The sequence below is a fragment of the Micromonospora sp. WMMD987 genome (assembly GCF_029581435.1).
GTDB lineage: Bacteria > Actinomycetota > Actinomycetes > Mycobacteriales > Micromonosporaceae > Micromonospora > Micromonospora rifamycinica.
The window spans coordinates 5,931,359-5,952,334 of record NZ_CP120861.1 but is presented as its reverse complement, the minus strand read 5'-3'; the positions used below and the strand labels follow the sequence as shown (position 1 = coordinate 5,952,334).

Here is a 20,976-nt window from a genome sequence, read left to right as displayed (position 1 = left end):
CCGCTCAGCCCCTGCGGACGAGCAGCGCCACGGTCACCCCCGGCCGGGGCCGGACCTCGTCGACACTGAAGCCGGCCCGCAGCGCCCCGCCCGTGGCCCCGGGCACCGCGGCGAGCGGGTCGTCGCGCCGCCCGGCGACCACCAGCCAGACCCGGTCGACGCCGGCCAGGCACCCGGCGGGCCGGGCGCACTCGCCGACCCACAGGTCGGCCCGCTCCCGTCGTCCCTCGGTGACCAGCACGTCCCGGGGGTGGACCCCGCCGGCCGGGTCACCGGTCATCCGGGCCAGGTGGTAGTCGATTCCGAGGTCGAGGAAGAACCAGCCGTCGCGGGGGGCGTAGACCACCGCGTCGCCGGGCCGCTGTCCGGCGGCGATCACCGCCGCCGCCCCCCGGTAGTCGACGGTGGCGCTGCGCGGCCAGCCGTGACCGTGCCGCACCGCGGCCTGGTCGGGCAGGCCGAGCAGCCCGGTCAGCGCCACCACCGCCAGTCCCGCGCCGATCGTCGGCCGCCATCCCGTCGGCCGCCATCCCGTCGGCACCGGCCCCGGTGGCCCGGCCAGGGCGGCACCGGCGAGCAGGCAGCCGAACGGCACCGTGAAGAACAGGTACCGCGGCACCCACAGCGGGACGGCCAGCGCGGCGGCGAAGAGCAGCAGCACCGGCAGCAGCGCACAGGCTCCGGGCAGCAGAGCGCGCCGTCCCGCCCGGGCCGCCCCGAGCGCGGCGAGCCCGACCAGCACCCCGCCGACCACACCGCTCTGTGCCAGGGCACCCGGCAGGGCCGCCAGGTCCGCCGGCCGGGCCGGGGTGATCCAGTCGAGTTGGCGTGACCGCTGCCCCGCCGCGGTGACCAGCAGCGGCACCAGCAGCAGCGCGGCGACCAGCACGGCCACCGCCCAGCCGGCGGACCGGCGGTCCCGCCACCGCCCACCGGGCCCGGCTGTCCCGTCCGGGTGGTCGGGGTCGGCTGTCAAGCCCGGGCGGGCGGGGCCGGCTGTCCCGTCCGGATGGTCGGGGTCGGCTGCCAAGCCCGGGCGGGCGGGGCCGGCCGCTGGTCGGCCGGCCAGCACCGCCACGGCGTGCGCGGCCACCAGGCCCAGGGCGAGCAGGTGCGCCAGGCCGAGCCCGACCACCGCCGCCGCGTAGCCGGACCAGCGCCACCGGCCGGGGCGGTCCAGCGCGCGGACCAGCAGCACGGTGGCCAGCACGGCGAGGAGGGTCGCCAGCGCGTACGGCCGGGCCTCCTGCGCGTACCGGGAGGTGCCCGGGAGGACCGCGAAGAGCAGGCCGGCGAGCAGGCCGGCAGCCGACCCGAACAACCGTCGACCGAGTACGGCGGTGAGGCCGGCCGCCGCCGCCATGGCCAGCACCGAGGGCAGCCGCAGCGCCACCTCGGAGTCGCCGGCCAGCTCCGTCCAGGCGTGCACCGACAGGTAGTACGGGCCGCTCGCCGCGTCGATGGTGCGGGTGAGCCGGAGCAGGTCCCCGACCGGTCGGGTGGCCGCGCTCCAGGTGGCCAGCTCGTCGCGCCAGAGCTGTGCCCGGCCGGTCCCGTAGCCGCCGACGAGCAGGGTGGCCAGCAGCGGGACCAGCCAGACCAGTGCCCGCGACAATCCCGCTGAATACCTCTTTACGGACATTGCGCCCATCGATCGAGGATTCCATACCCGGTGGCGACGGTCACGGCGGGGCTGCGGCCCGTGATGTGGGATGTCGCACCTAGTCATTGGCCGGTCTCCGGTGGGTGTGGGAACATAGCGGCATGACCGCCGCTGTCGTCCGCCGCTTCGTGGCCCGCCGCCACGTCGACTACGGTCGCGTACGCAGCGCGCTCTGTCCGGCCTACTGACGACGCCCGACCCATCCGTCTCGGGCGCGCATTCCGCGCCGGCCGTTCCGACACCGTTGTCCTCGGCCCTCCCAGGGCCCAGCCGCCGCGCCCGCGCTCCCACGAGGCACCGCAGAGACAACGGAGGACGCCGCGATGGCGGTCAGCAGCACCCCGGCCCGCCCCGGGAACCCGACGCCCACCGCCGGCCCCGTCACCCGTGCCCCCCGTCGTCCCCGTGGCGAAGGACAGTGGGCCCTCGGGCACCGTGAGCCGCTCAACCCCAACGAGCGGATCAAGAAGGACGACGACCCGCTGAACGTCCGGGCCCGGATCGAGAACATCTACGCCCACGGCGGGTTCGCCTCCATCGACCCGCAGGACCTGCGCGGCCGGTTCCGCTGGTGGGGCCTCTACACCCAGCGCAAGGCCGGCATCGACGGCGGGCGCACCGCCGTGCTGGAGCCGCACGAGCTGGAGGACGAGTTCTTCATGCTCCGGGTCCGGGTCGACGGCGGTCAGCTCTCGCTGGCCCAGTTGCGGGTGATCGCCGACATCTCCCGGGAGTTCGCCCGGGACACCGCCGACATCACCGACCGGCAGAACATCCAGTACCACTGGATCCGGGTCGAGGACATGCCGGAGATCTGGCGGCGGCTGGAGTCGGTCGGCCTGCAGACCACCGAGGCCTGCGGCGACTGCCCCCGGATCGTGCTGGGCAGCCCGGTCGCCGGAGTGGCCGAGGACGAGGTGCTCGACCCGACCCCGGCGCTCGACGAGATCGTCCGGCGGTACGTCGGCGACAAGGCGTACTCGAACCTGCCCCGCAAGTTCAAGACCACGATCTCCTGGCTGGTCGACACCCCGTACGAGGCGAACGACATCGCCTTCCTCGGGGTCGAGCACCCGGAGCACGGCCCCGGCTTCGACGTCTGGGTCGGCGGTGGCCTCTCCACCAACCCGATGCTGGCCAAGCGGCTCGGCGTGTGGGTGCCGCTGGCCGAGGTGCCGGACGTCTGGGCGGGCGTGGTCGGCATCTTCCGCGACTACGGCTACCGCCGGCTGCGCAACCGGGCCCGGTTGAAGTTCCTGGTCGCCGACTGGGGCGTGGCGAAGTTCCGGGAGGTGCTGGAGAAGGAGTACCTCGGGCGCACCCTGCTCGACGGCCCTGCCCCGCAACTGCCCGACAAGCCGGTCGACCACATCGGCGTGCACCGGCAGCGCGACGGGCGCAACTACGTCGGGGCCGCCCCGGTGGTCGGGCGGGTCTCCGGGGGGCAGCTGGCCAAGCTCGCCGACGTGGTCGAGGCGCACGGCAGTGACCGGGTGCGGCTCACCCCGTACCAGAAGCTGCTGGTGCTGGACGTGCCGTCGGAGCGGACCGAGTCCCTGGTCGACGAGCTGCGCGGGATCGGTCTGGAGGCCCGGCCGTCGGCGTGGCGGCGCGGCACCATGGCCTGCACCGGGATCGAGTTCTGCAAGCTGGCCATCGTCGAGACCAAGGCGCGCGGCGAGGAGCTGGTGGCCCGGCTGGAGGAGCGGCTGCGCGACTTCGACGCGGACATCTCCATCCACATCAACGGCTGCCCGAACGCCTGCGCCCGCACCCAGGTCGCCGACATCGGCCTCAAGGGTCAGCTGGTGGTCGGCCCGGACGGCCGGCAGGTGGAGGGCTTCCAGGTGCACCTGGGCGGCGGGCTGGGCATGGCCCAGGGACAGACCGCCGGGTTCGGCCGCAAGCTGCGCGGCCTGAAGACCACCGCCGACGAGCTTCCCAAGTACGTGGAACGACTGGCCCGCCGCTACCTGGCCGGCCGGACCGAGGGCGAGACGTTCGCCAACTGGGTGATCAGGGTCGACGAGGAGGAACTCCGATGAGCGAAACCCGATCCGCGCCGCTGCACTGCCCGTACTGCGGCGAAGAGGACCTGCGACCGAACGAGGCCGGACACGGCGCCTGGGAGTGCCACGCCTGCGCGCGGGTCTTCACCGTGAAGTTCAACGGCCTGCTCAGCCGGGCGGTGGCCCGATGACCGGCCTGCTCTCCGCCACCGATCTGGGTCTGGTCGGCCCCGGCGGGGCACGGTCGGCCGATCCGGCCGGTCGGGACCGGACCGAGCTGCGGGCGTTGGCCGAGCGGGCCGGCCGTGAGCTGGAGGGCGCTCCGGCGCTGGAGATCGCCCGCTGGGCGGCCGACACCTTCGGCGACCGGCTCTGTGTGACCAGCTCGATGGCCGACGCCGTGCTCGCCCACCTGGTGTCCCGGGTGGCCCCGGGCGTGGACGTGGTCTTCCTGGACACCGGGCTGCACTTCCCGGAGACGCTGCGGGTCCGCGACGAGGTGGCCCGCCGGCTGCCGGTGAACGTCCGGTCGATCCGGCCCCGGCAGACCGTCGGCCAGCAGGACGGCGAGTACGGGCCCCGGCTGTTCAACCGCTCGCCGGACGACTGCTGCCAGCTGCGCAAGGTCGAGCCGCTGGAGCGCGCCCTGTCCGGGTACGACGCCTGGGCCGCCGGGCTGCGCCGGGACGAGTCGCCAACCCGGGCGAACACGCCGGTGGTCACGTTCGACCCCCGACGCGGCAAGGTGAAGGTGAACCCGATCGCCGCCTGGTCCCAGGCCGACGTGGACTCCTACATCTCCCGCTACGACATCCCGGTCAACGAGCTGCTCAGCCGGGGCTACGGCTCGATCGGCTGCTGGCCCTGCACCCGCCGCACCAGGGCGGGGGAGGATCCGCGCGCCGGCCGGTGGGCGATGTTCGAGAAGACCGAGTGCGGTCTGCACGTCTGACCGGGCCGGAGCACCTCCCGGCGGCCGGGCCGGTGGCCGCCGTACCGGCCGCCGGTCCGCCGGCTGCGGGCGGCCTGCGGGAGCCACGGGTCACCGCCGGGCCGCTGCCGGCCGGGTCCGGTGTGCCGGTGCTGCCCGGCGCCGGTGTGCCGGTGGTGCTGGTGGCGCACGGCAGCCGGGATCCACGCGCTGCGGCGGCGACCCGGGCGCTGGCCCGGGCCGTCGAGGCGGCCCGTCCCGGTACCCCGGTGCTGCCCAGTTGGCTGGACCACACCGACCCGGGGCCGACCGAGGTGTTGCGCGGGCTGGCCGCCGCCGGTCACCGTACGGCGGTCGTGGTGCCGCTGCTGCTCACCGCCGCGTACCACCGGCGGGTGGACGTCCCGGCGGCGGTGGCGGCCGCCCGGGAGGCCGCGCCGGAGTTGACGGTACGGGTGACCGACGTGCTCGGACCGGCCGACGGCACGGTGGACGCCGGGCTGCTGGCCGGGCTGGGGCACCGGTTGGCCGAGGCGGGGCCGGGACACGTCGACGCGCTGGTGCTGGCAGCGGCGGGGACCAGGGACGCGCGGGCGCGTGGTTCGGTGGGCCGGGTCGCCGCCGCCCTCTCCACCGGGTTCGGGGTGCCCTGCACGGTGGCGTACGCCTCGGCCGCCCCGCCGGTGGCCGAGGTGGCGGTCACCCGGCTGCGCGCGGCGGGTGCCCGGCGGGTGGCGGTGTGCGCCTACTTCCTCGCGCCGGGGCTCTTCCACGACTCGGTGGTGACGGCGGCCCGCCGGGCGGGCGCGGTGGCCGTCAGCGCGCCGCTGAACGACTCACCGGACCTCGTGGACCTCGTGCTGCGGCGGGTCGACGCCACGGTCGACGGCAACCGGGAGTAACCGCTCCGACATTACTGTGCGTGAATGCTTCGGCACGCGCGACAGTCGGGTTCCGGTAACGGAGAGTATTGAATGCGGAACGCCCCGGTCGGGGTGGACCCGGCCGGGGCGAACAGCGTGTGAGAGCGGTTTCAGGCGGAATGAGCGCGCAGCACCCGGAGACCGCCACGGCGCTTGACCGCGCGGCGCTCCTCTTCGCTCATCCCGCCCCAGACGCCGGCGTCCTGACCGGACTCCAGTGCCCACTGAAGGCACTGGTCGGTCACGGAGCAGCGCCGGCAGACGGCCTTGGCCTGCTCGACCTGCAGGACGGCCGGACCGGACGTCCCGATCGGGAAGAACAGCTCCGGGTCCTCGTCGCGGCAGACGGCATTGTGACGCCAGTCCATGGCGGCAACACTCCTCATTCTGGATGGGCGGCAGATAACGCTGGTGCTTTTCTTATATCCGTCCGCAGTGCCAATCGTTACGGTTCGCGTACGACTATTCAGCATTGCGTGAGCAGACTCGTTCAGCGCCTGGGCCTGCTGGAACAGCTCGGCCCGCCGAGCGTATCCAGGCAATGTCCCGGTAACTCAAGTTCGCTTGTGAATACTTTCACGAACGAACGCGATGTCAAGGGGTGACGCGCGGAAAAACTCCGCTCGGTGAGCAAGCTCACGACCCTTTTGTCCGGTTCCCGGGCTTCCCCGTTACCCGGCGTACCACAGTCGAGGATCAATATAGTACAGTCCGCGTGACATTGCTGACATTTCCGGCACTACCTCCTCGGTGTGGCGGCCACCGCGCCGCGCGGTGTCCCGACCGCTCGACCTAGGGCGTTACCCGAGACCTAACAGATTACTCTCAGTGCGCCGGAAACGGAGGTGAATCTGACTTTGTGTCGCTCGCCGAGGTAGTCCCCGTCCAGCTGGAAGGCCTGCGGACGGGCCGAGACCAGCGTGAACTCCTCCAGATCGTGCAGTCGGAGCACCTGCTTGCCGTGCGGGTCGGGGTGTCGGGACAGCAGCTGGGTCACTGTCCGTGTTGTGCTGGCGACGCGTAGCTGACGAAGCGCCAACACGTCCAGCCCGAGATCGAACGACGCCTCCGGGTTCGGGTTGACCTCCCGGTCGCCCAGGTACGTCCACGGCGCGGTGTTCTGGATGATCACCGTGCCCAGTTCGCCCTCGGCGGGCTCGCCGGGCCGCTCCAGACTGATCGCCGGGTGACGGCGGTGCGCGCCGAGGAAGTAGTGACTCAGGGTGGACCGGAAGTAGAGCGACGGTGACGACACCCGCCCCCGCCGCCGGGCCTGCTCCACCCGGTTGATCACCGCGGCATCCAGGCCGAAGCCGGCGCAGAAGGTGAAGTAGCGGTCGTCGGCCCGGCCCAGCCCGATCGTCCGGGACCGGCCCAGCCGCAACCCCTCCAGGATCATGCTGGTGCCGTCCGCCCACTCCCGGGGCAGCCCGAGGGCCCGGGCGAAGACGTTGGTCGAGCCGCCCGGCACGGTGGCCAGCGCCGGCAACCGGTCCGCCGGGGAACCGCCGGTGCGGATCGTCGGTGGCTCGGCGGTCATCAGGCCGTTGACCACCTCGTTGACCGTGCCGTCGCCACCCAGGGTGACCACCAGGTCGACACCCTCCTGGGCGGCCTCCCGGGCCAGGTCGGTGGCGTGACCCCGGCGGCGGGTGTACCGCACCGACAGGTCTACTTGGCTGCGCAGTGCCCGGACCAGGACGTCCCGGCTGCGTTCGCTGGTGGTGGTGGCCTTCGGATTGACCACCAGGACGGCCCGCATGGGCGGCACTTTACGTGATCGGACAGCGGTATCGTGGCCCGCGTGACGATCGACTCCGCGCCGGTTCCCGACACCCTGCGGTGGGCGGTACGCCTGCTGCGGGCCGAGGCGGTCGCCCTGGCGCTGCTCTCCGGGTGGCTCGTCTGGGCCGACCTCACCGCCACCAAGACCGACCTCGTCTCGGCACTCTTCGTGACCGGCTTCGCGGTCGCCGGTGCGGTCGCCCTCTGGGCGCTCGGCGGGGCGCTGGCCCGTCGTCGGGCCGGTGCCCGGGCCCCGGCGATGGTGCTGGAGCTGATGCTGCTGCCGGTCGGCTGGTTCATGATCTCCGGCGGGCTGGGCTGGCTCGGCGTCCCCCTGATGGCGCTCGGCCTCGGCGTCTGCGCGCTGCTGGTCAGCCCACCCACCACCCGGGCGCTGGGCTTCGACTGACCCTCGGCCACCGGCCCGGGACGGCCGGGCGGCCGGGGGTCAGTAACCGGCGGAGCGGCGGGTCAACAGCGAGATGGTGGCCCGGCCGTCGGCCGACTCGGCCGCCGCCGAGGTGGTCAGCGCGGTGAGCACCTTCCAGGCGAACGAGGACTCGCCCGGCAGCGCCGCGCCGCGCACGGTCGGCACCGTCACCTCGACGGTCAGCGCGTCCTCGGTGACCGAGAAGCGGCACTCCAACTCGGCGTCGCGGGTGGCGATGGCGAGCAGCATGGCGCACGCCTCGTCGACCGCGATCCGTAGGTCCTCGATCTCGTCGAGAGCGAACTGGAGACGGGCCGCGAGCCCCGCCGTGGCGGTGCGCAGCACGCCCAGGTATCCGCCGTCGGCGGGCACGGTGAGGTGCACGACGTCGTCGTCGGTCGCTGGCTGGCCGGTCAGTTGAGTCACGCCTCATCCCCCCGGTCCGGGACTCTACCCGGCCGGGCCGACACGTGCGTGGCCGACGTCACCCCTCGCCCGGCGAGGCCGCGCAGGGCCGCTCCGCTGAGCCGGTACGGGATCCATTCGGTCATCGGATCGGCCTCGATCGAGGCGTAGAACCGGGCGGCCGGATTCCAGTGGATCATGGACCAGTCCAGCCGTTGGTAGCCGCGCTCCACACAGATCCCGGCGAGCGTGGCGAGCAGCGCCCGACCGGCCCCGGTGCCCCGGTGGGTCGGCCGGACGTACAGGTCCTCCAGGTAGATGCCGTGCACACCGGCCCAGGTGGAGAAGTTGAGGAACCACAGCGCGAAGCCGACGGGCCGGTCGTCGTCGTCCACCGCGACGTGACCGAACAGGGCCGGGGCCGGGCCGAACAGGGCGCGGTCGAGCTGTGCCACGGTGAGCAGGCACTGGTCGGCGGCCCGCTCGTAGTCGGCCAGTTCGTGCACCATCGTGACGACGGCCGGCACGTCCTCGGGACGTGCCGGCCGGATCGCCGGTGCCGTGGCGGGCAGGGTCACGCCTGCTTGGTCTCCCAGAAGATCTTGGAGATCTCGTCGATCTTCTGGAGCAGCTCGTCGGCCTTGGCCGGGTCGGTCGCGCCCTTGGCGCCGGCCGCGCCGGCCGCCTTGGTGGCCTCGTTGAAGAGCTGGTGCAGGTGCGGGTACTTCTCGAAGTGCGCCGGCTTGAAGTAGTCGGTCCAGAGCACCCACAGGTGGTGCTTGACCAGGTCGGCGCGCTGCTCCTTGATCAGGATGGCCCGGGTGCGGAACTCCGGGTCGGTGTTCGCCTGGTACTTCTCGCAGATCATTTTGACCGACTCGGCCTCGATCCGGGCCTGGGCCGGGTCGTACACGCCGCACGGCAGGTCGCAGTGCGCGCTGGCGGTCACACGGGGCGAGAGGATGCGGGCAAGTCGCATCAGGGTCCTCCATGGGATGTTTGCGATGATCCGAGACGACACTACTCCTGAGGACGTCCCCGGCAGGGGCGGAGGGGAAACCTCGTGACGGTCGGCGGGCCCGGTTCCACCCCACGGTTGCGTGCCCCGGTCACCGCCGTCGGCGTCGTCGGCCCGTCCATGTCGCCGACCCTGCGCCACGGCGACGCGGTGCTGGTCCGCCGGGGTGGCCGACCGGTCCGCCCCGGCGACGTGGTGGTGGCCGTTTTCCGGAGCCGCCCGGACCTGCTGGTGGTCAAGCGCGCGGTCCGTCGGCAGGACGACGGCTGGTGGTTGCGCGGTGACAACGAGTTCGGCACCGACGACTCGCGCACGTACGGGGTGGCCGACGTGCTGGGTCGGGTGGTGCTCCGCTACTGGCCCCGCCCCGGCCGGCTGCCGACCGTGTCGATATGACCCTCCTCACATGCGACGCCGGTGGGCTGACTATGCTCGGGAGGTGCCCGGGTGACCCCCGTACCGAGTACCCGCGTGTCGCCGCTCCGCCTCACCTCGCGCCCTCGCGCCGGCCGCTCCGTCTGCTTCGACAGATCCTGGAGTCACCATGTCCGCATCCACCGTGGATTCCGCCGACCCCGTCTTCCGACTGCACCTCGGCGGCAAGCTGGCCGTCGCCTCGACGGTCCCGCTGACCAACCGGGAGGACCTCTCCCTCGCGTACACCCCGGGGGTGGCCCGGGTGTGCGAGGCGATCGCCGCCGACCCGGCCCTGGTCGACGACTACACCTGGGTGTCGCACACCGTCGCGGTCGTCACCGACGGCTCCGCCGTGCTCGGCCTCGGCAACATCGGCCCGCGCGCGGCGCTGCCGGTGATGGAGGGCAAGGCGGTGCTGTTCAAACAGTTCGCCGACGTGGACGCGGTGCCGATCTGTCTGGACACCCAGGACGTCGACGAGATCGTGGCGACGGTGCGCGCCCTCGGCCCGTCGTTCGGTGGGATCAACCTGGAGGACATCAGCGCCCCGCGCTGCTTCGAGGTGGAACGGCAACTCGACGAGGCGCTGCCCATCCCGGTCTTCCACGACGACCAGCACGGCACCGCGATCGTGGTGCTCGCCGCGCTCCGCAACGCGGCGACCCTGCTCCACCGCAAGCTCGGCGACCTGCGGGTGACGGTCAGCGGGGCCGGGGCCGCCGGGATCGCGGTCACCCGGATGCTGGTCGCCGGGGGAGTGGACCCGGAGCAGGTGGTGGTCTGCGACTCCCGGGGCATCATCGGCCGGCACCGGGCCGACCTGACCGAGACCAAGGCGCACCTCGCCGGGACCACCAACGCCCAGGGCCGCCGGGGTGACGTCACCGAGGCGCTGCGCGACGCGGACGTGCTGATCGGCGTCTCCGGCGGGCGGATCGACGAGGCTGCGGTCGCCGGGATGGCCCCCGGGGGGATCGTCTTCGCCCTGGCCAACCCGAACCCGGAGGTGGACCCGGAAGTGGCCGCCCGGCACGCGGCGGTGGTCGCCACCGGACGCAGCGACTATCCCAACCAGATCAACAACGTGCTCGCCTTCCCCGGGGTGTTCCGGGGCGCGCTGGACGCCCGGGCCACCCGGATCACCGACGGGATGAAGGTGGCCGCCGCCGACGCGATCGCCGGGGTGGTCGCCGGGTCGCTCAGCGCGGACGCCATCGTGCCATCCCCGCTCGACCCCCGGGTCGCCCCGGCGGTCGCGGCGGCGGTCGCCGGAGCCGCCCGCCACGACGGCGTCGCCCGCGGCTGAGCCGCCCGCCACGACGGCGTCGCCCGCGGCTGACCCGCCCGCCACGACGGCGTCGCCCGCGCCTGAGCCGCCCGAACCCTTCGGGAACGATCGTCGCGCTGTTACGGTGCGGATCATGCGTGCCGCCTTCGCCTCCCGGTTCGACGCCGACAACCCGCTCGCCGCGCTCACCGTCGGCGACCGTCCCGAGCCCGCCCACCCGCACGACGACTGGGTGACCGTGCAGGTCCGGGCCAGCTCGCTCAACCACCATGACCTGTGGTCGCTGCGCGGGGTGGGGCTCGCCGACGGTCAGCTGCCGATGATCCTCGGGTGCGACGCGGTTGGCACCGACCCCGAGGGCAACGAGGTGGTCGTCTACCCGGTGCTGCCCACCCCCGGCGACCCGCGCGGCGTCTCCATCCTCTCCGAGCACTACCAGGGCACCCTCGCCGAGCGGGTGGCGGTACCCCGGATGAACCTGCTGCCCCTGCCGACCGGCCTGTCGGCGACCGACGCGGCCTGCCTGCCGACCGCCTGGCTCACCGCCTGGCGGATGCTCACCACTCGTGGCCGGGTCGCCGACGGCGAGTCGGTGCTGGTGCAGGGGGCCGGCGGCGGCGTCGCCACCGCAGCGGTCGCGCTCGGCGTGGCACTGGGCAAGCGGGTGTACGCCACCAGCCGCGACGCCGGCAAGCGGGAGCGCATCGCCGCGCTGGGCGCGACCGCGGTGGAGCCCGGCGCCCGGCTGCCGGAGCGGGTCGACGTGGTGATCGAGACGATCGGCGCGGCCACCTTCGACCACTCGTTGAAGTCGGCCGCGCCGTTGGCCCGGATCGTGGTCGCCGGGGCGACCTCCGGGCACCTGCCGGCGGTGAACCTGCGACGGGTCTTCGCCATGCAGCTGGAGATCCTCGGCACCTCGATGGGCACCCCGGACGAGCTGACCGAGCTGCTCGCGTTCTGCGCCGAGCACGAGGTGCGCCCGGTGGTGGACAGCGTGGTCCCGTTCAGCCGGGTGCCCGACGCCTTCGCCCGGCTGCACTCCGGTGAGGTCTTCGGCAAGATCGTCGTCGACCACACCGTCTGACGGCGCGGCGTCGACCGGGCCGCCGGCCGGTCGGCGGCGGGGCCGGTCAGAGCCGGTCGTCGAGGGTGGCGATGTCACCCCGGGCCGCCGAGGCGGGCAGTCGGCCCTTGGCGGCCCGGTCGCCGTAGAGGGTCCAGCGGAGGAACTCGATGGTGGTGTCGGAGACCACCCGCAGGGCCGCCTCGTCGCCGAGCAGCGCGCGGCCGTGGTCGCCCCGGGGCAGGCTGAGCATCGCCTTCGGCCAGGGCACCGCGTCGTAGACGGCCTTACCGGCGGCGTAGTCGACCACCTCGTCGGCCCGGCCGTGCACGAAGAGCTGCGGGGCGGCGGCCCCGGCGAAGGCGGTGCCCACCCCCAGCCCGGTCCCGGCGAGCACCACCCCGGCGCGCAGCCGCTCGTCCCGGCCGGTGGTGAACAGGCCGATGGTGGTCACCCCGCCGGCCGAGTGTCCCGCCGCCGCCACCCGGTCGGTGGCGAGCCGGCCGCGCAGCGGGTCACCGGCCCTCGTGTCCAGCGCCAGCACCTTGTCCAGCACGTACGACACGTCGGCGGGCTGGTTGAGCACGTCGAGGACGCTGCCGTCGGTGCCCTTGCCGGTGTGCGGGAAGGTCGGCGCGGCCACCACGAAACCGGCCGCCGCCCAGCGGGTCAGCAGCGCCCGGTAGTCGGTCGGCCGCCCGTCGAGGCCGTGGCTGAACGCCACCACCGGGAAGCGTCCGGTGGCCGCCGTCGCATCCCGTTGCGCCGCCGCACCCGCACCGCCCCGGGCCGGGTACCAGAGGGTCACCGGCAGCGGGCGGTCGCCGCCCCGGTTCAGCGTGAGCTGTCGTACGCCGACCGCGAACGCCTCGGCCGGCGCGGTGCCGGCGGGGACACGCGGAGCCGGGGCGGTGGTCTTCGGCGGTGCCGGCGGTGCCGCGGTGGGGGCGGGAGCCGGCGTCGAGCAGCCGGCGAGGCCGGTGGCGAGCAGCGCGGCGGTCAGCAGGACCGGGGTACGGCGACGGAACATGAACCCGATTGTGCCCTGCCGGTCGGGCTACCCGGCCTGCTACGAACCGCCTCGTCCCGGCGGGCGGCCCCGCCCCGGCCCGGCGGGCGGCCCCGCCCCGGCCCGGCGGGCGGCCCCGCCTCGTCCCGGTGGGCGGTCCTGTCCCGGGCCGGTGCACGCGCCTGCCCGGACCGGCGCACGCCTTCGTCGCGGCCCGGACGCCCCGTCGGGGGCGGCGGTCACGGACCCGGGCCGGCCAGCCGGTCGTCGAAGGTGGTGACGCCGGGACGGGCGGCGTCGGTGCGTAGCCGGCGGCCGGCGTCCCGGTCGTCGTAGAGGGTCCAGCGGAGGAAGTCGGTGGTGGCGGCGAGGACCTGGTCGAAGCCGGGCCGGCCCGGGGTCAGGTACTCGCCGTGACCCTGCCCGAGCACGCCGAGGAACGCCTTCGGGCCGGTCGCCCGCCGGTAGCCGGCCTGCCCGACGGTCAACGGCACCACCGGGTCGGCGGTGCCGTGCACGAAGAGCAGCGGGGCGGCCGGTCCGGCGAAGGCCCCGGCCAGCCCGCCCCCGGCGATGATCACGCCGGAGCGTAGCCGGGCCGGGTGGCCGGAGGTGAACATGCCGGCGGTGGTGAAGCCGCCCGCCGAGTGGCCGGTCGCGGCGAACCTGCCGACGTCCAGGTGCCCGGCCAGCGGGTCACCGACGCGGGTGTCCAGCCGGACCAGGTGCCGGATCAGCCGCCAGGCGTCGGCGGGCTGGTTGCGGACGTCGGCGCGACTGAACCGGGTCGCCCGCCGGCTGGTGTACGGGTATGCCGGCGCAGCCACCACGAACCCGGCGGCGGCCCACCGGGTGGCCAGCGCGGCGTGCAACTCGGGCAGGCTGAGCAGGCCGTGGCTGTGTACCACCACCGGGAACCGGCCCGGGGCGACCGTGCCGCGTTCGGTCGGGTACCACAGCGTCACCGGCAGCGGGCGTGGCCCGGACGCGTCGACGGTGAGGGTGCGGACCGCGACCGGTCGGGCCTGGTCCGGGGCGTGCCGGGCCGGCGGGGGCGGCTCGGTGGCGACGGTGGCCGGGGCGCAGCCGGCGAGCGACGCGGCCAGCACCACGGCGCACAGCCGTCTCACCCCCATCCCTCGACGGTAGGTGGTCCGCGGCCCGTCCCGGCCCGGCCGTCCGGACCGATGGTGGTCACCACCCCGGTCGGTGCGCCTCCACCGGTCAGTCCCCGCCGGTCAGCACCGCGCGGGTCTGCCGGGCGATCTCCCGTTCCTCGTCGGTGCCGACCACGCAGACGCTGACCTCCGCGCCGGCCGGGGAGATCACCCGGTCGCCGGTGCCGGCGTTGCGCTCCGGGTCGACGGCGATGCCGAGCCGGCCCAGCCCGGCCAGGGTGGCGGCCCGCACCTCGGGGGAGTGCTCGCCCACCCCGGCGGTGAAGGTGACCGCGTCCACCCGGCCCAGCAGCGCGTAGTACGCCCCGACGTAGCCGGTGATCCGCCGGCAGTAGACGTCGAAGGCGAGGACGGCGGCGGGATCCCCGTCGGCCCGGCGGGACAGCACCTCCCGCATGTCGTTGGCCCCGGTGAGCCCGAGCAGCCCGCTGCGGTGGTTGAGCAGATCGTCGATCTCGTCGACGCCCAGCCCGCCCTCGCGGCGCAGGTGGAAGATCACCGTCGGGTCGAGGTCCCCACTGCGGGTGCCCATCACCAGCCCCTCCAGCGGCGACATCCCCATCGAGGTGGCCACGCTGCGCCCACCGTCCACGGCGCAGGCGCTCGCCCCGTTGCCCAGGTGCAGGCTGATCGTCCGCACCCGGTCGTACGGCCGGTCGAGCAGTTCGGCGGTGCGCCGCGACACGTACGCGTGGGAGGTGCCGTGGAAGCCGTACCGCCGGATGTCGTGCCGGCGGGCGGTCTCCAGGTCGATGGCGTAGGTGGCGGCGGCCTCGGGCAGGGTGTGGTGGAAGGCGGTGTCGAAGACCGCGACCTGGGCGACGTCCGGCAGCAGTTCCCGGGTGACCTCGATGCCGGCGAGGTTGGCCGGGTTGTGCAGCGGCGCCAGCGGCACCAGTTCCCCGATCGCGGCGAAGACCACGTCGTCGATCCGGACCGGCGCGCTGAACCGCCGGCCGCCGTGCACCACCCGGTGCCCCACCGCGGTCAACCCGGTCAGGTCGAGCCGGCCGAGGACGTCCCGGACGGCGCTGCCGTGGTCGGCCGGTCCACGGCCCGGCTCGCCCACCCGCTCCACCGTGCCGGAGTCGACGGTCGACCCCCCGGCGTAGAGCCGGTACTTCACCGACGACGACCCGCAGTTGAGCACCAGCACCCGGTCGGTCACGACCCCTCCTCCGGCGATCCGGCCGCCTGGATGGCGGTGATCGCCACCGTGTTGACGATGTCGGCGACCTTCGCGCCCCGGGACAGGTCGTTGACCGGTCGGCGCAGGCCCTGCATCACCGGGCCGACGGCCACCGCCCCCGCCGACCGCTGCACCGCCTTGTAGGTGTTGTTGCCGGTGTTGAGGTCCGGGAAGATGAACACGGTGGCCCGGCCGGCGACCGTGCTCCGTGGCAGTTTGGTCGCCGCGACCTGCGGGTCGATCGCCGCGTCGTACTGGATGGGCCCCTCGACCAGCAGGTCGGGCCGGCGTTCGCGGACCAGCCTGGTGGCGGCGGCGACCTTCTCCACGTCGGCTCCCGCGCCGGAGTCCCCGGTCGAGTACGACAGCATCGCCACCCTCGGCTCGATGCCGAACCGGGCCGCCGTGTCGGCCGAGGAGATGGCGATGTCGGCGAGCTGGGCGGCGTCCGGGTCGGGGTTGACCGCGCAGTCGCCGTAGACCAGCACCCGGTCGGCGAGCAGCATGAAGAACACGCTCGACGCCACCGAGACGCCCGGCACGGTACGGATGATCTCGAAGGCGGGCCGGATGGTGGCGGCCGTGGTGTGGGTGGCCCCGGAGACCATTCCGTCGGCGTGCCCGGTGGCCACCATCATGGTGCCGAAGTAGTTGGGTTGGGCCACGATGTCGTGGGCCAGTTCGACGGTGACGCCCCGGTGGGCGCGCAGGGCCGCGTACCGGGTGGCGAACCCGTCCCGCCAGGCGCTGCCGGCGGGGTCGACCACCTCCGCGCCGGTCAGGTCGATGCCCAGCTCGCGGGTGCGGCGGGCCACCTCGTCGGGGCGGCCGAGCAGGGTCAGGTCGGCCACCCCGCGGCGGAGCAGGATCTCGGTCGCCCGCAGGATCCGCTCGTCGGTGCCCTCGGGCAGCACAAGCCGGCGGCGGTCGGCGCGGGCCCGGTCGATCAGGTCGTACTCGAACATCAGCGGGGTGACCCGCTCGGAGCGGCTGACCCGCAGCCGGCGGGCCAGGTCGACGGTGTCCACGTGGCCCTCGAACGCGCCGAGGGCGGCCTCCACCTTGCGCGGGTTGGCCGGGCCGGGCCGGCCCTCGATGTGGCTGGACGCCTCGACCGTGTCGTAGCTGTCGCTGGTCACCGAGAGCACGGCGAAGCCGGTGTTGAGCCGTTCGACCAGACGCATGACCCGGGGGTCGGGCTGCTCGCCGAGGGTGAGCACCACCCCGGCCAGCGAGACCTGGCCGGCGACGTGCGCGGTGGCCGCCGCGACCAGCAGGTCGGCCCGGTCGCCGGGGGTGATCACCAGCGCCCCCTCGGTCAGGTGGTCGAGCAGGATCGGCACGTGCGCCGCGCCGACCACGTAGTCGAGCACGTCCCGGCCGAGGGCGGCGGCGTCCCCGGCCAGCAGGGTGGCGTCGAGGGCCGCCGCCACCTCGGCCACCGTCGGCGCGGACACGCTCGGCACCTCCGGGATGGCGTACGTCGGGACGGGCAGCTCGGGCAGGGTCGACGCGCCGGTCACCCGGTTGGCGATCACCGCCAGCACCGTCGCGCCCAGGTCCGCCAGATCGTGGTACGCCCCCCGCGCGGCGGCGGTGATCGCCTCCGGCTGCTGCCCGAAGCCGTCCACCACCGGCACCACCACGCTGCCGAACTCGGTGGCCAGCCGGGCGTTGAAGGCCAGTTCCCGGGGGCCGGCGGTGTCCCCGCCGTCGGCGAAGTCGCTGCCCACCACGATCACCGCCGGGCAGCGTCGTTCGACCGCCCGGTACCGCTCGACGATCCGGGAGATCAGCTCCTCCCGCCGTCCGTCGGCGACCAGGGCCGCCGCCTCGGCGTACGTCACGCCGGTCAGGTCGGCCTCGGGCAGCTCGATCCGGTAGCGGTCGTGCAGCAGGGCGAGGATCGGGTCGGGGCCGGCGTCGGAGACCAGCGGCCGGAACACGCCGATCCGTTCGACCTGCCGGGAGAGGAGTTCCGCGAGGCCGAGGGCGATGGTCGACTTACCCCCGCCGGACCCCACGCTGGTCAGGTAGACGCTGCGGGCCACGCCCCCACCCTAGAAGATCAGGTCGCGCCCCGCCCGGGACCTTCGCCCCGAACCGGTACGCCCCGCCGGTGCCGGTCCGGTGCGGGCCAGACGGTGCCGGTCCGGTGCGACCCGCCGGGGCCGGTCCGGTGGGCGTCAGCGCGACGGCGAGCGTCCGCCAGTGCGACCCGAGTCTCATTAGTGGGACGGGCTAGGAGCTGAGTGATCCTCGTGCCTAGACTCGCATCCCATGGCTGCCGACCGTCTGAGCAGGAAAAATGCACACTCCGGGAAATCGAGACCGGTGGGTGCGGCCGGCGGTCAGTCTGCTGCTGATCCACATTGTATCGACGGCGTGACGGAATTCGATGGGCCGACCGTGGTGATCAGCCGTGCCGACGGCCCCACCGCGACGATCGCCGCCGTCACCCCGCCGACCCCGGTGTTCGTCGACCCCACCGGCCGACGCCACTCCCGGCTGCGCTGGTTCGCGTACGCCCTCGGGCTGGTGGGCCTGATCTACACCGGCCTGGTGGGGGTCAGCTTCGCGGGCGGCATCGCGCCGCACGCGGTGCTCCCCTTCGTCGACGAGGTGGCGCAGCCCGAACGGTCGCCGTCACCGTCGCCCGGGGCGACCACCCGCGCTCCCGCCGCCGGCACCGTGGCCCCCACCGACGTCGCGCCGCCGACCGCCGCCTCCCGGAAGCCGGCGGCGGGCACCCCCGCCGCCGTCCCGGTCACCCCGTCCGCGGTCCGCTCCACCGGCACCCCGTCGCCGTCCCCGAGCGCCAGCCGGTCGCCGAGCCGCAGCCCGGCCACCGGATCGGCCTCGCCCCGACCGACCCGGCCCGCCCCGACGACCACGACGCCGCCGGCACCGGAGCCGACGGACGAACCGCCGACCCTGCCCGACCCGGTGCCCGGCGACGGCGGACGCGTCGATGGGTGAGCCGCCCGTCCGGGCGGGACACCGTCGCGGCGTCGGGCCGGCCCGCCGACGCCGGGCGGTGCCACCACCGAGCTGGATCCTGCTCGGCACGGTGCTGTCCCTGCTGGCCGGCGTGCTGCTCGTCGGCGCGTACGCCAACGCCTCCTTCGCCCCGGACCGCCGGCAGAGCACCGGCGGGCAGCGGGAGGTACCCACCTCGGTGGTGACCGGTGGGCCGATCATCAGCGCCAGCAGCGAGATGGTCCGCTCCTACCGGCTGCCGCCGCGCACCATCGCGTTGACCTTCGACGACGGCCCCGACCCGGTCTGGACCCGCGAGGTGCTGCGGGTCCTGGACACCCACCAGGTCAAGGGGACGTTCTTCGTGCTGGGGTCGCAGGTCGCCCGGTATCCCGGGGTGGCCCGGGAACTGGCCGACGGCGGGCACCAGCTCGGGGTGCACACCTTCACCCACCCCGACCTCGCCGAGCTGCCCGGGTGGCGACAGCGGCTGGAGTACGCCCAGACCCAGCTCGCCGTGGCCAGCGCCACCGGCCTGCGGACCTCGCTGGTGCGGTTCCCGTACTCCTCGCACCCGGGGGCGATCGACAACCGGGACTGGCCGGTGCTCACCGCCGCCGGTGACCTCGGCTACCTGACCTTCCTCAACGACACCGACAGCCAGGACTGGTCGCTGCCCGGGGTGGACCGGATCATCGAGAACGCCGCCCCGGAGGGCGACTCCGGCGCCGTCACCCTCTGGCACGACGCCGGTGGCGACCGGGCGCAGACCGTCGCCGCCCTCGACCGGTTCATCCCGATGATGAAGCAGCGGGGATACCGGTTCGTCACCGCCACGGAGGGACTGAACCTCGCCTTCGCCGCCGCCGGGGTGGACCACCGGGTCGACGCCGCCGTGCCCGCCTCCGCCGCCGACCGGTGGCGCGGCCGGATGCTGATCTGGGCGGTGCAGGGCGCCGACCACATGCTGACCGTGTTCGGCGGGCTCTTCGTCGTCGTCGGCCTGCTCACCGTCGGCCGTACGTCCGTGCTGTTCGTGCTGGCCGGGCGGCACGCCCGCCGTCGACGGCGCAGGGACTGGAGCTGGGGGCCACCGGTCACCGCCCCGGTCTCGGTGATCGTCCCGGCCTACAACGAGAAGGAGGGGATCGCCGCCGCGGTCCGCTCGCTGGCCGGTGGCGACCACCCGGGCGGGATCGAGGTGGTCGTCGTTGACGACGGCTCCACCGACGGCACCGCCGACATCGTGGACGCGCTCGGCCTGCCCAACGTCCGGGTCGTCCGCAAGCCCAACGGCGGCAAGCCCAGCGCCCTGAACACCGGTCTGGCGCTGGCCCGGCACGACCTCATCGTGATGGTCGACGGGGACACCGTCTTCGAGCCCGACGCGGTCCGCCGGCTGGTGCAACCCTTCGCCGACCCGCAGGTGGGGGCGGTGGCCGGCAACGTCAAGGTCGGCAACCGGCGCAGCCTGATCGCCAAGTGGCAGCACATCGAGTACGTCATCGGGTTCAACCTGGACCGGCGGCTCTACGAGACCCTGCGGTGCATGTCGACGGTGCCAGGCGCGATCGGCGGGTTCCGGCGGGAGGCGCTGCGCTACGCCGGGGGGATGACCGACGACACCCTGGCCGAGGACACCGACATCACCATCGCCCTGGGCCGGGCGGGCTGGAAGGTGGTCTACGAGGAGACCGCCCGCGCCTGGACGGAGGCCCCGGCGACCATCGGGCAGCTCTGGAAGCAGCGCTACCGCTGGAGCTACGGCACCATGCAGGCGATGTGGAAGCACCGCCGCTCGGTCTTCGACCGGGGCGCGTCCGGCCGGTTCACCCGGCGGTGCATGTTCTTCCTCAGCCTCTTCGGGGTGCTGCTGCCCCTGCTCGCGCCGGTGATCGACCTGCTGGCCCTGTACGGCCTGTTCTTCCTCGACCGCAAGGCCACGGCGGTGGCCTGGCTGGCCATGCTCGGGGTACAGACCGCCACCGCCGTGGTGGCGTTCCGGCTGGACCGGGAGAAGCTGGGGGTGCTCTGGGTGCTGCCCCTGCAACAGTTCGTCTACCGCCAGCTGATGTACCTGGTGCTGGTCCAGGCGGTGGTCACCGCGGTGACCGGAGGCCGGCTGGGCTGGCAGAAGCTCCGCCGCATCGGCCTGGAACCCGTCCGCAGCGGCTGACCCGTCGGGGGGTTTCCGTGGGCGGTCCCGGCCATCGGGTAGGCCGTGTGCGGTCCCGGCCGGCGGTACGCCCGACGGTACGCCGTGGGCGGTCCCGGCCGCTGGGTAGGCCGTGGGCGGTGCCGGCCGGCGGTACGCCGTGGGCGGTGCCGGGCGGTGGATAGGCCGTGCGCGGTGCTGGGCGGTAGGCCGTGGGCGGTGCCGGCCGGCGGTACGCCGTGGGCGGTGCCGGGCGGTGGATAGGCCGTGGGCGGTGCCGGCCGACGGTACGCCCGGCCGGGATCAGTCCTCGTCGAGGTCGTCGAGGCGGGCCAGCCAGGTGGCGAAACGCTCGACCGGCGTCTCGAACTCGGGGTTGAGGTCGACGAAGTCGCGCAGCCGCTCGCCGAGCCACTCCAGGGTGACCTGCTCGTCACCCCGCCGCTGCACCAGTTCCTCGATCCCACGATCGGTGAAGTACATCGTGCCTCCTCACTGCTGAGTTCCGGGCCTCGGGCCAACCCGGAAATG

General features: G+C 74.1%; 21 protein-coding genes. 10 read left to right on the top strand and 11 right to left on the bottom strand.

Annotation, left to right across the window (positions count from 1 at the left end; genetic code table 11):
• Positions 1-4: 4 nt before the first annotated feature.
• The gene (locus tag O7612_RS25175; protein WP_282267906.1) at positions 5-1,651 is read right to left on the bottom strand and encodes a glycosyltransferase family 39 protein; all 1,647 of its coding nucleotides are present in this window, start codon (positions 1,649-1,651) and stop codon (positions 5-7) included.
• 335 nt (positions 1,652-1,986) lie between these two features.
• Here O7612_RS25175 and O7612_RS25170 point away from each other — a divergent pair, with 335 nt between their 5' ends.
• From O7612_RS25170 to O7612_RS25155, 4 genes are all read left to right on the top strand, one after another.
• Positions 1,987-3,708, top strand: coding sequence for a nitrite/sulfite reductase (locus O7612_RS25170; protein ID WP_282267904.1), 1,722 nt, complete (start codon positions 1,987-1,989; stop codon positions 3,706-3,708).
• A complete protein-coding gene (locus O7612_RS25165) occupies positions 3,705-3,863 on the top strand; it encodes an IS1 family transposase (protein ID WP_172898451.1) in 159 nt (52 codons plus the stop codon). The genes O7612_RS25170 and O7612_RS25165 overlap by 4 nt, the downstream gene beginning before the upstream one ends.
• On the top strand, positions 3,860-4,624 hold the full coding sequence (locus tag O7612_RS25160; RefSeq protein WP_282267902.1) for a phosphoadenylyl-sulfate reductase: 765 nt from the start codon (positions 3,860-3,862) through the stop codon (positions 4,622-4,624). Before O7612_RS25165 ends, O7612_RS25160 begins: the two co-directional genes overlap by 4 nt.
• A gap of 122 nt (positions 4,625-4,746) precedes the next feature.
• Positions 4,747-5,505: a CbiX/SirB N-terminal domain-containing protein gene (locus O7612_RS25155; RefSeq protein ID WP_282274046.1), complete on the top strand. Its 759-nt coding sequence runs from the start codon at positions 4,747-4,749 to the stop codon at positions 5,503-5,505.
• A 131-nt stretch (positions 5,506-5,636) separates the two neighbouring features.
• On the opposite strand, the gene O7612_RS25150 is transcribed toward O7612_RS25155, so the two are convergent.
• Together O7612_RS25150 and O7612_RS25145 are read right to left on the bottom strand one after the other, a co-directional pair.
• Entirely contained in the window at positions 5,637-5,894 is a 258-nt protein-coding gene (locus O7612_RS25150) for a WhiB family transcriptional regulator (RefSeq protein WP_067311984.1), read from the bottom strand.
• Positions 5,895-6,337: 443 nt separating this feature from the next.
• Positions 6,338-7,288 carry a diacylglycerol kinase family protein gene (locus O7612_RS25145; RefSeq protein WP_067311944.1) on the bottom strand — a complete coding sequence of 317 codons (951 nt, stop codon included), beginning with the start codon at positions 7,286-7,288 and terminating at the stop codon, positions 6,338-6,340.
• A gap of 42 nt (positions 7,289-7,330) precedes the next feature.
• On the opposite strand from O7612_RS25145, the gene O7612_RS25140 reads away from it, so the two are divergent.
• Positions 7,331-7,720 (top strand): hypothetical protein, encoded by a 390-nt coding sequence (locus tag O7612_RS25140; RefSeq protein ID WP_282267898.1) that lies wholly within the window; start codon positions 7,331-7,333, stop codon positions 7,718-7,720.
• A 39-nt stretch (positions 7,721-7,759) separates the two neighbouring features.
• Here the strand turns inward: O7612_RS25140 and O7612_RS25135 are convergent, their stop codons facing one another.
• The 3 genes from O7612_RS25135 to sodN are packed head-to-tail and all read right to left on the bottom strand — an operon-like array spanning position 7,760 to position 9,125.
• Entirely contained in the window at positions 7,760-8,167 is a 408-nt protein-coding gene (locus O7612_RS25135; RefSeq protein WP_067311948.1) for an ATP-binding protein, read from the bottom strand.
• A complete protein-coding gene (locus O7612_RS25130) occupies positions 8,164-8,724 on the bottom strand; it encodes a GNAT family N-acetyltransferase (RefSeq protein WP_282267895.1) in 561 nt (186 codons plus the stop codon). Before O7612_RS25130 ends, O7612_RS25135 begins: the two co-directional genes overlap by 4 nt.
• Complete coding sequence (gene sodN, locus O7612_RS25125; RefSeq protein ID WP_067311955.1) at positions 8,721-9,125, bottom strand: superoxide dismutase, Ni; 405 nt, start codon at positions 9,123-9,125, stop codon at positions 8,721-8,723. Before sodN ends, O7612_RS25130 begins: the two co-directional genes overlap by 4 nt.
• 84 nt (positions 9,126-9,209) lie before the next feature.
• On the opposite strand from sodN, the gene O7612_RS25120 reads away from it, so the two are divergent.
• The 3 genes from O7612_RS25120 to O7612_RS25110 all read left to right on the top strand — a co-directional run bounded on the left by O7612_RS25120 (position 9,210) and on the right by O7612_RS25110 (position 11,956).
• Positions 9,210-9,560: a S24 family peptidase gene (locus tag O7612_RS25120; protein ID WP_282267891.1), complete on the top strand. Its 351-nt coding sequence runs from the start codon at positions 9,210-9,212 to the stop codon at positions 9,558-9,560.
• A gap of 148 nt (positions 9,561-9,708) precedes the next feature.
• Positions 9,709-10,887, top strand: coding sequence for an NADP-dependent malic enzyme (locus O7612_RS25115; protein WP_282267889.1), 1,179 nt, complete (start codon positions 9,709-9,711; stop codon positions 10,885-10,887).
• A gap of 106 nt (positions 10,888-10,993) precedes the next feature.
• Positions 10,994-11,956 (top strand): zinc-binding dehydrogenase, encoded by a 963-nt coding sequence (locus tag O7612_RS25110; RefSeq protein ID WP_282267887.1) that lies wholly within the window; start codon positions 10,994-10,996, stop codon positions 11,954-11,956.
• Between the two features lie 46 nt (positions 11,957-12,002).
• Here O7612_RS25110 and O7612_RS25105 read toward each other — a convergent pair whose 3' ends face one another.
• From O7612_RS25105 to pta, 4 genes are all read right to left on the bottom strand, one after another.
• The gene (locus O7612_RS25105; RefSeq protein WP_282267884.1) at positions 12,003-12,965 is read right to left on the bottom strand and encodes a chlorophyllase; all 963 of its coding nucleotides are present in this window, start codon (positions 12,963-12,965) and stop codon (positions 12,003-12,005) included.
• Between the two features lie 218 nt (positions 12,966-13,183).
• A complete protein-coding gene (locus O7612_RS25100) occupies positions 13,184-14,080 on the bottom strand; it encodes an alpha/beta hydrolase (protein WP_282267883.1) in 897 nt (298 codons plus the stop codon).
• A gap of 88 nt (positions 14,081-14,168) precedes the next feature.
• On the bottom strand, positions 14,169-15,290 hold the full coding sequence (locus O7612_RS25095) for an acetate kinase (RefSeq protein ID WP_282267881.1): 1,122 nt from the start codon (positions 15,288-15,290) through the stop codon (positions 14,169-14,171).
• Entirely contained in the window at positions 15,287-17,362 is a 2,076-nt protein-coding gene (gene pta / locus O7612_RS25090) for a phosphate acetyltransferase (protein ID WP_282267880.1), read from the bottom strand. The genes O7612_RS25095 and pta overlap by 4 nt, the downstream gene beginning before the upstream one ends.
• Positions 17,363-17,696: 334 nt before the next feature.
• On the opposite strand from pta, the gene O7612_RS25085 reads away from it, so the two are divergent.
• Together O7612_RS25085 and O7612_RS25080 are read left to right on the top strand one after the other, a co-directional pair.
• On the top strand, positions 17,697-18,290 hold the full coding sequence (locus tag O7612_RS25085; protein ID WP_282267878.1) for a hypothetical protein: 594 nt from the start codon (positions 17,697-17,699) through the stop codon (positions 18,288-18,290).
• Positions 18,283-20,466 carry a glycosyltransferase gene (locus O7612_RS25080; protein ID WP_282267876.1) on the top strand — a complete coding sequence of 728 codons (2,184 nt, stop codon included), beginning with the start codon at positions 18,283-18,285 and terminating at the stop codon, positions 20,464-20,466. Before O7612_RS25085 ends, O7612_RS25080 begins: the two co-directional genes overlap by 8 nt.
• 282 nt (positions 20,467-20,748) lie before the next feature.
• Here O7612_RS25080 and O7612_RS25075 read toward each other — a convergent pair whose 3' ends face one another.
• Positions 20,749-20,928 carry a DUF6104 family protein gene (locus O7612_RS25075; protein ID WP_088645992.1) on the bottom strand — a complete coding sequence of 60 codons (180 nt, stop codon included), beginning with the start codon at positions 20,926-20,928 and terminating at the stop codon, positions 20,749-20,751.
• Positions 20,929-20,976 lie beyond the last annotated feature (48 nt).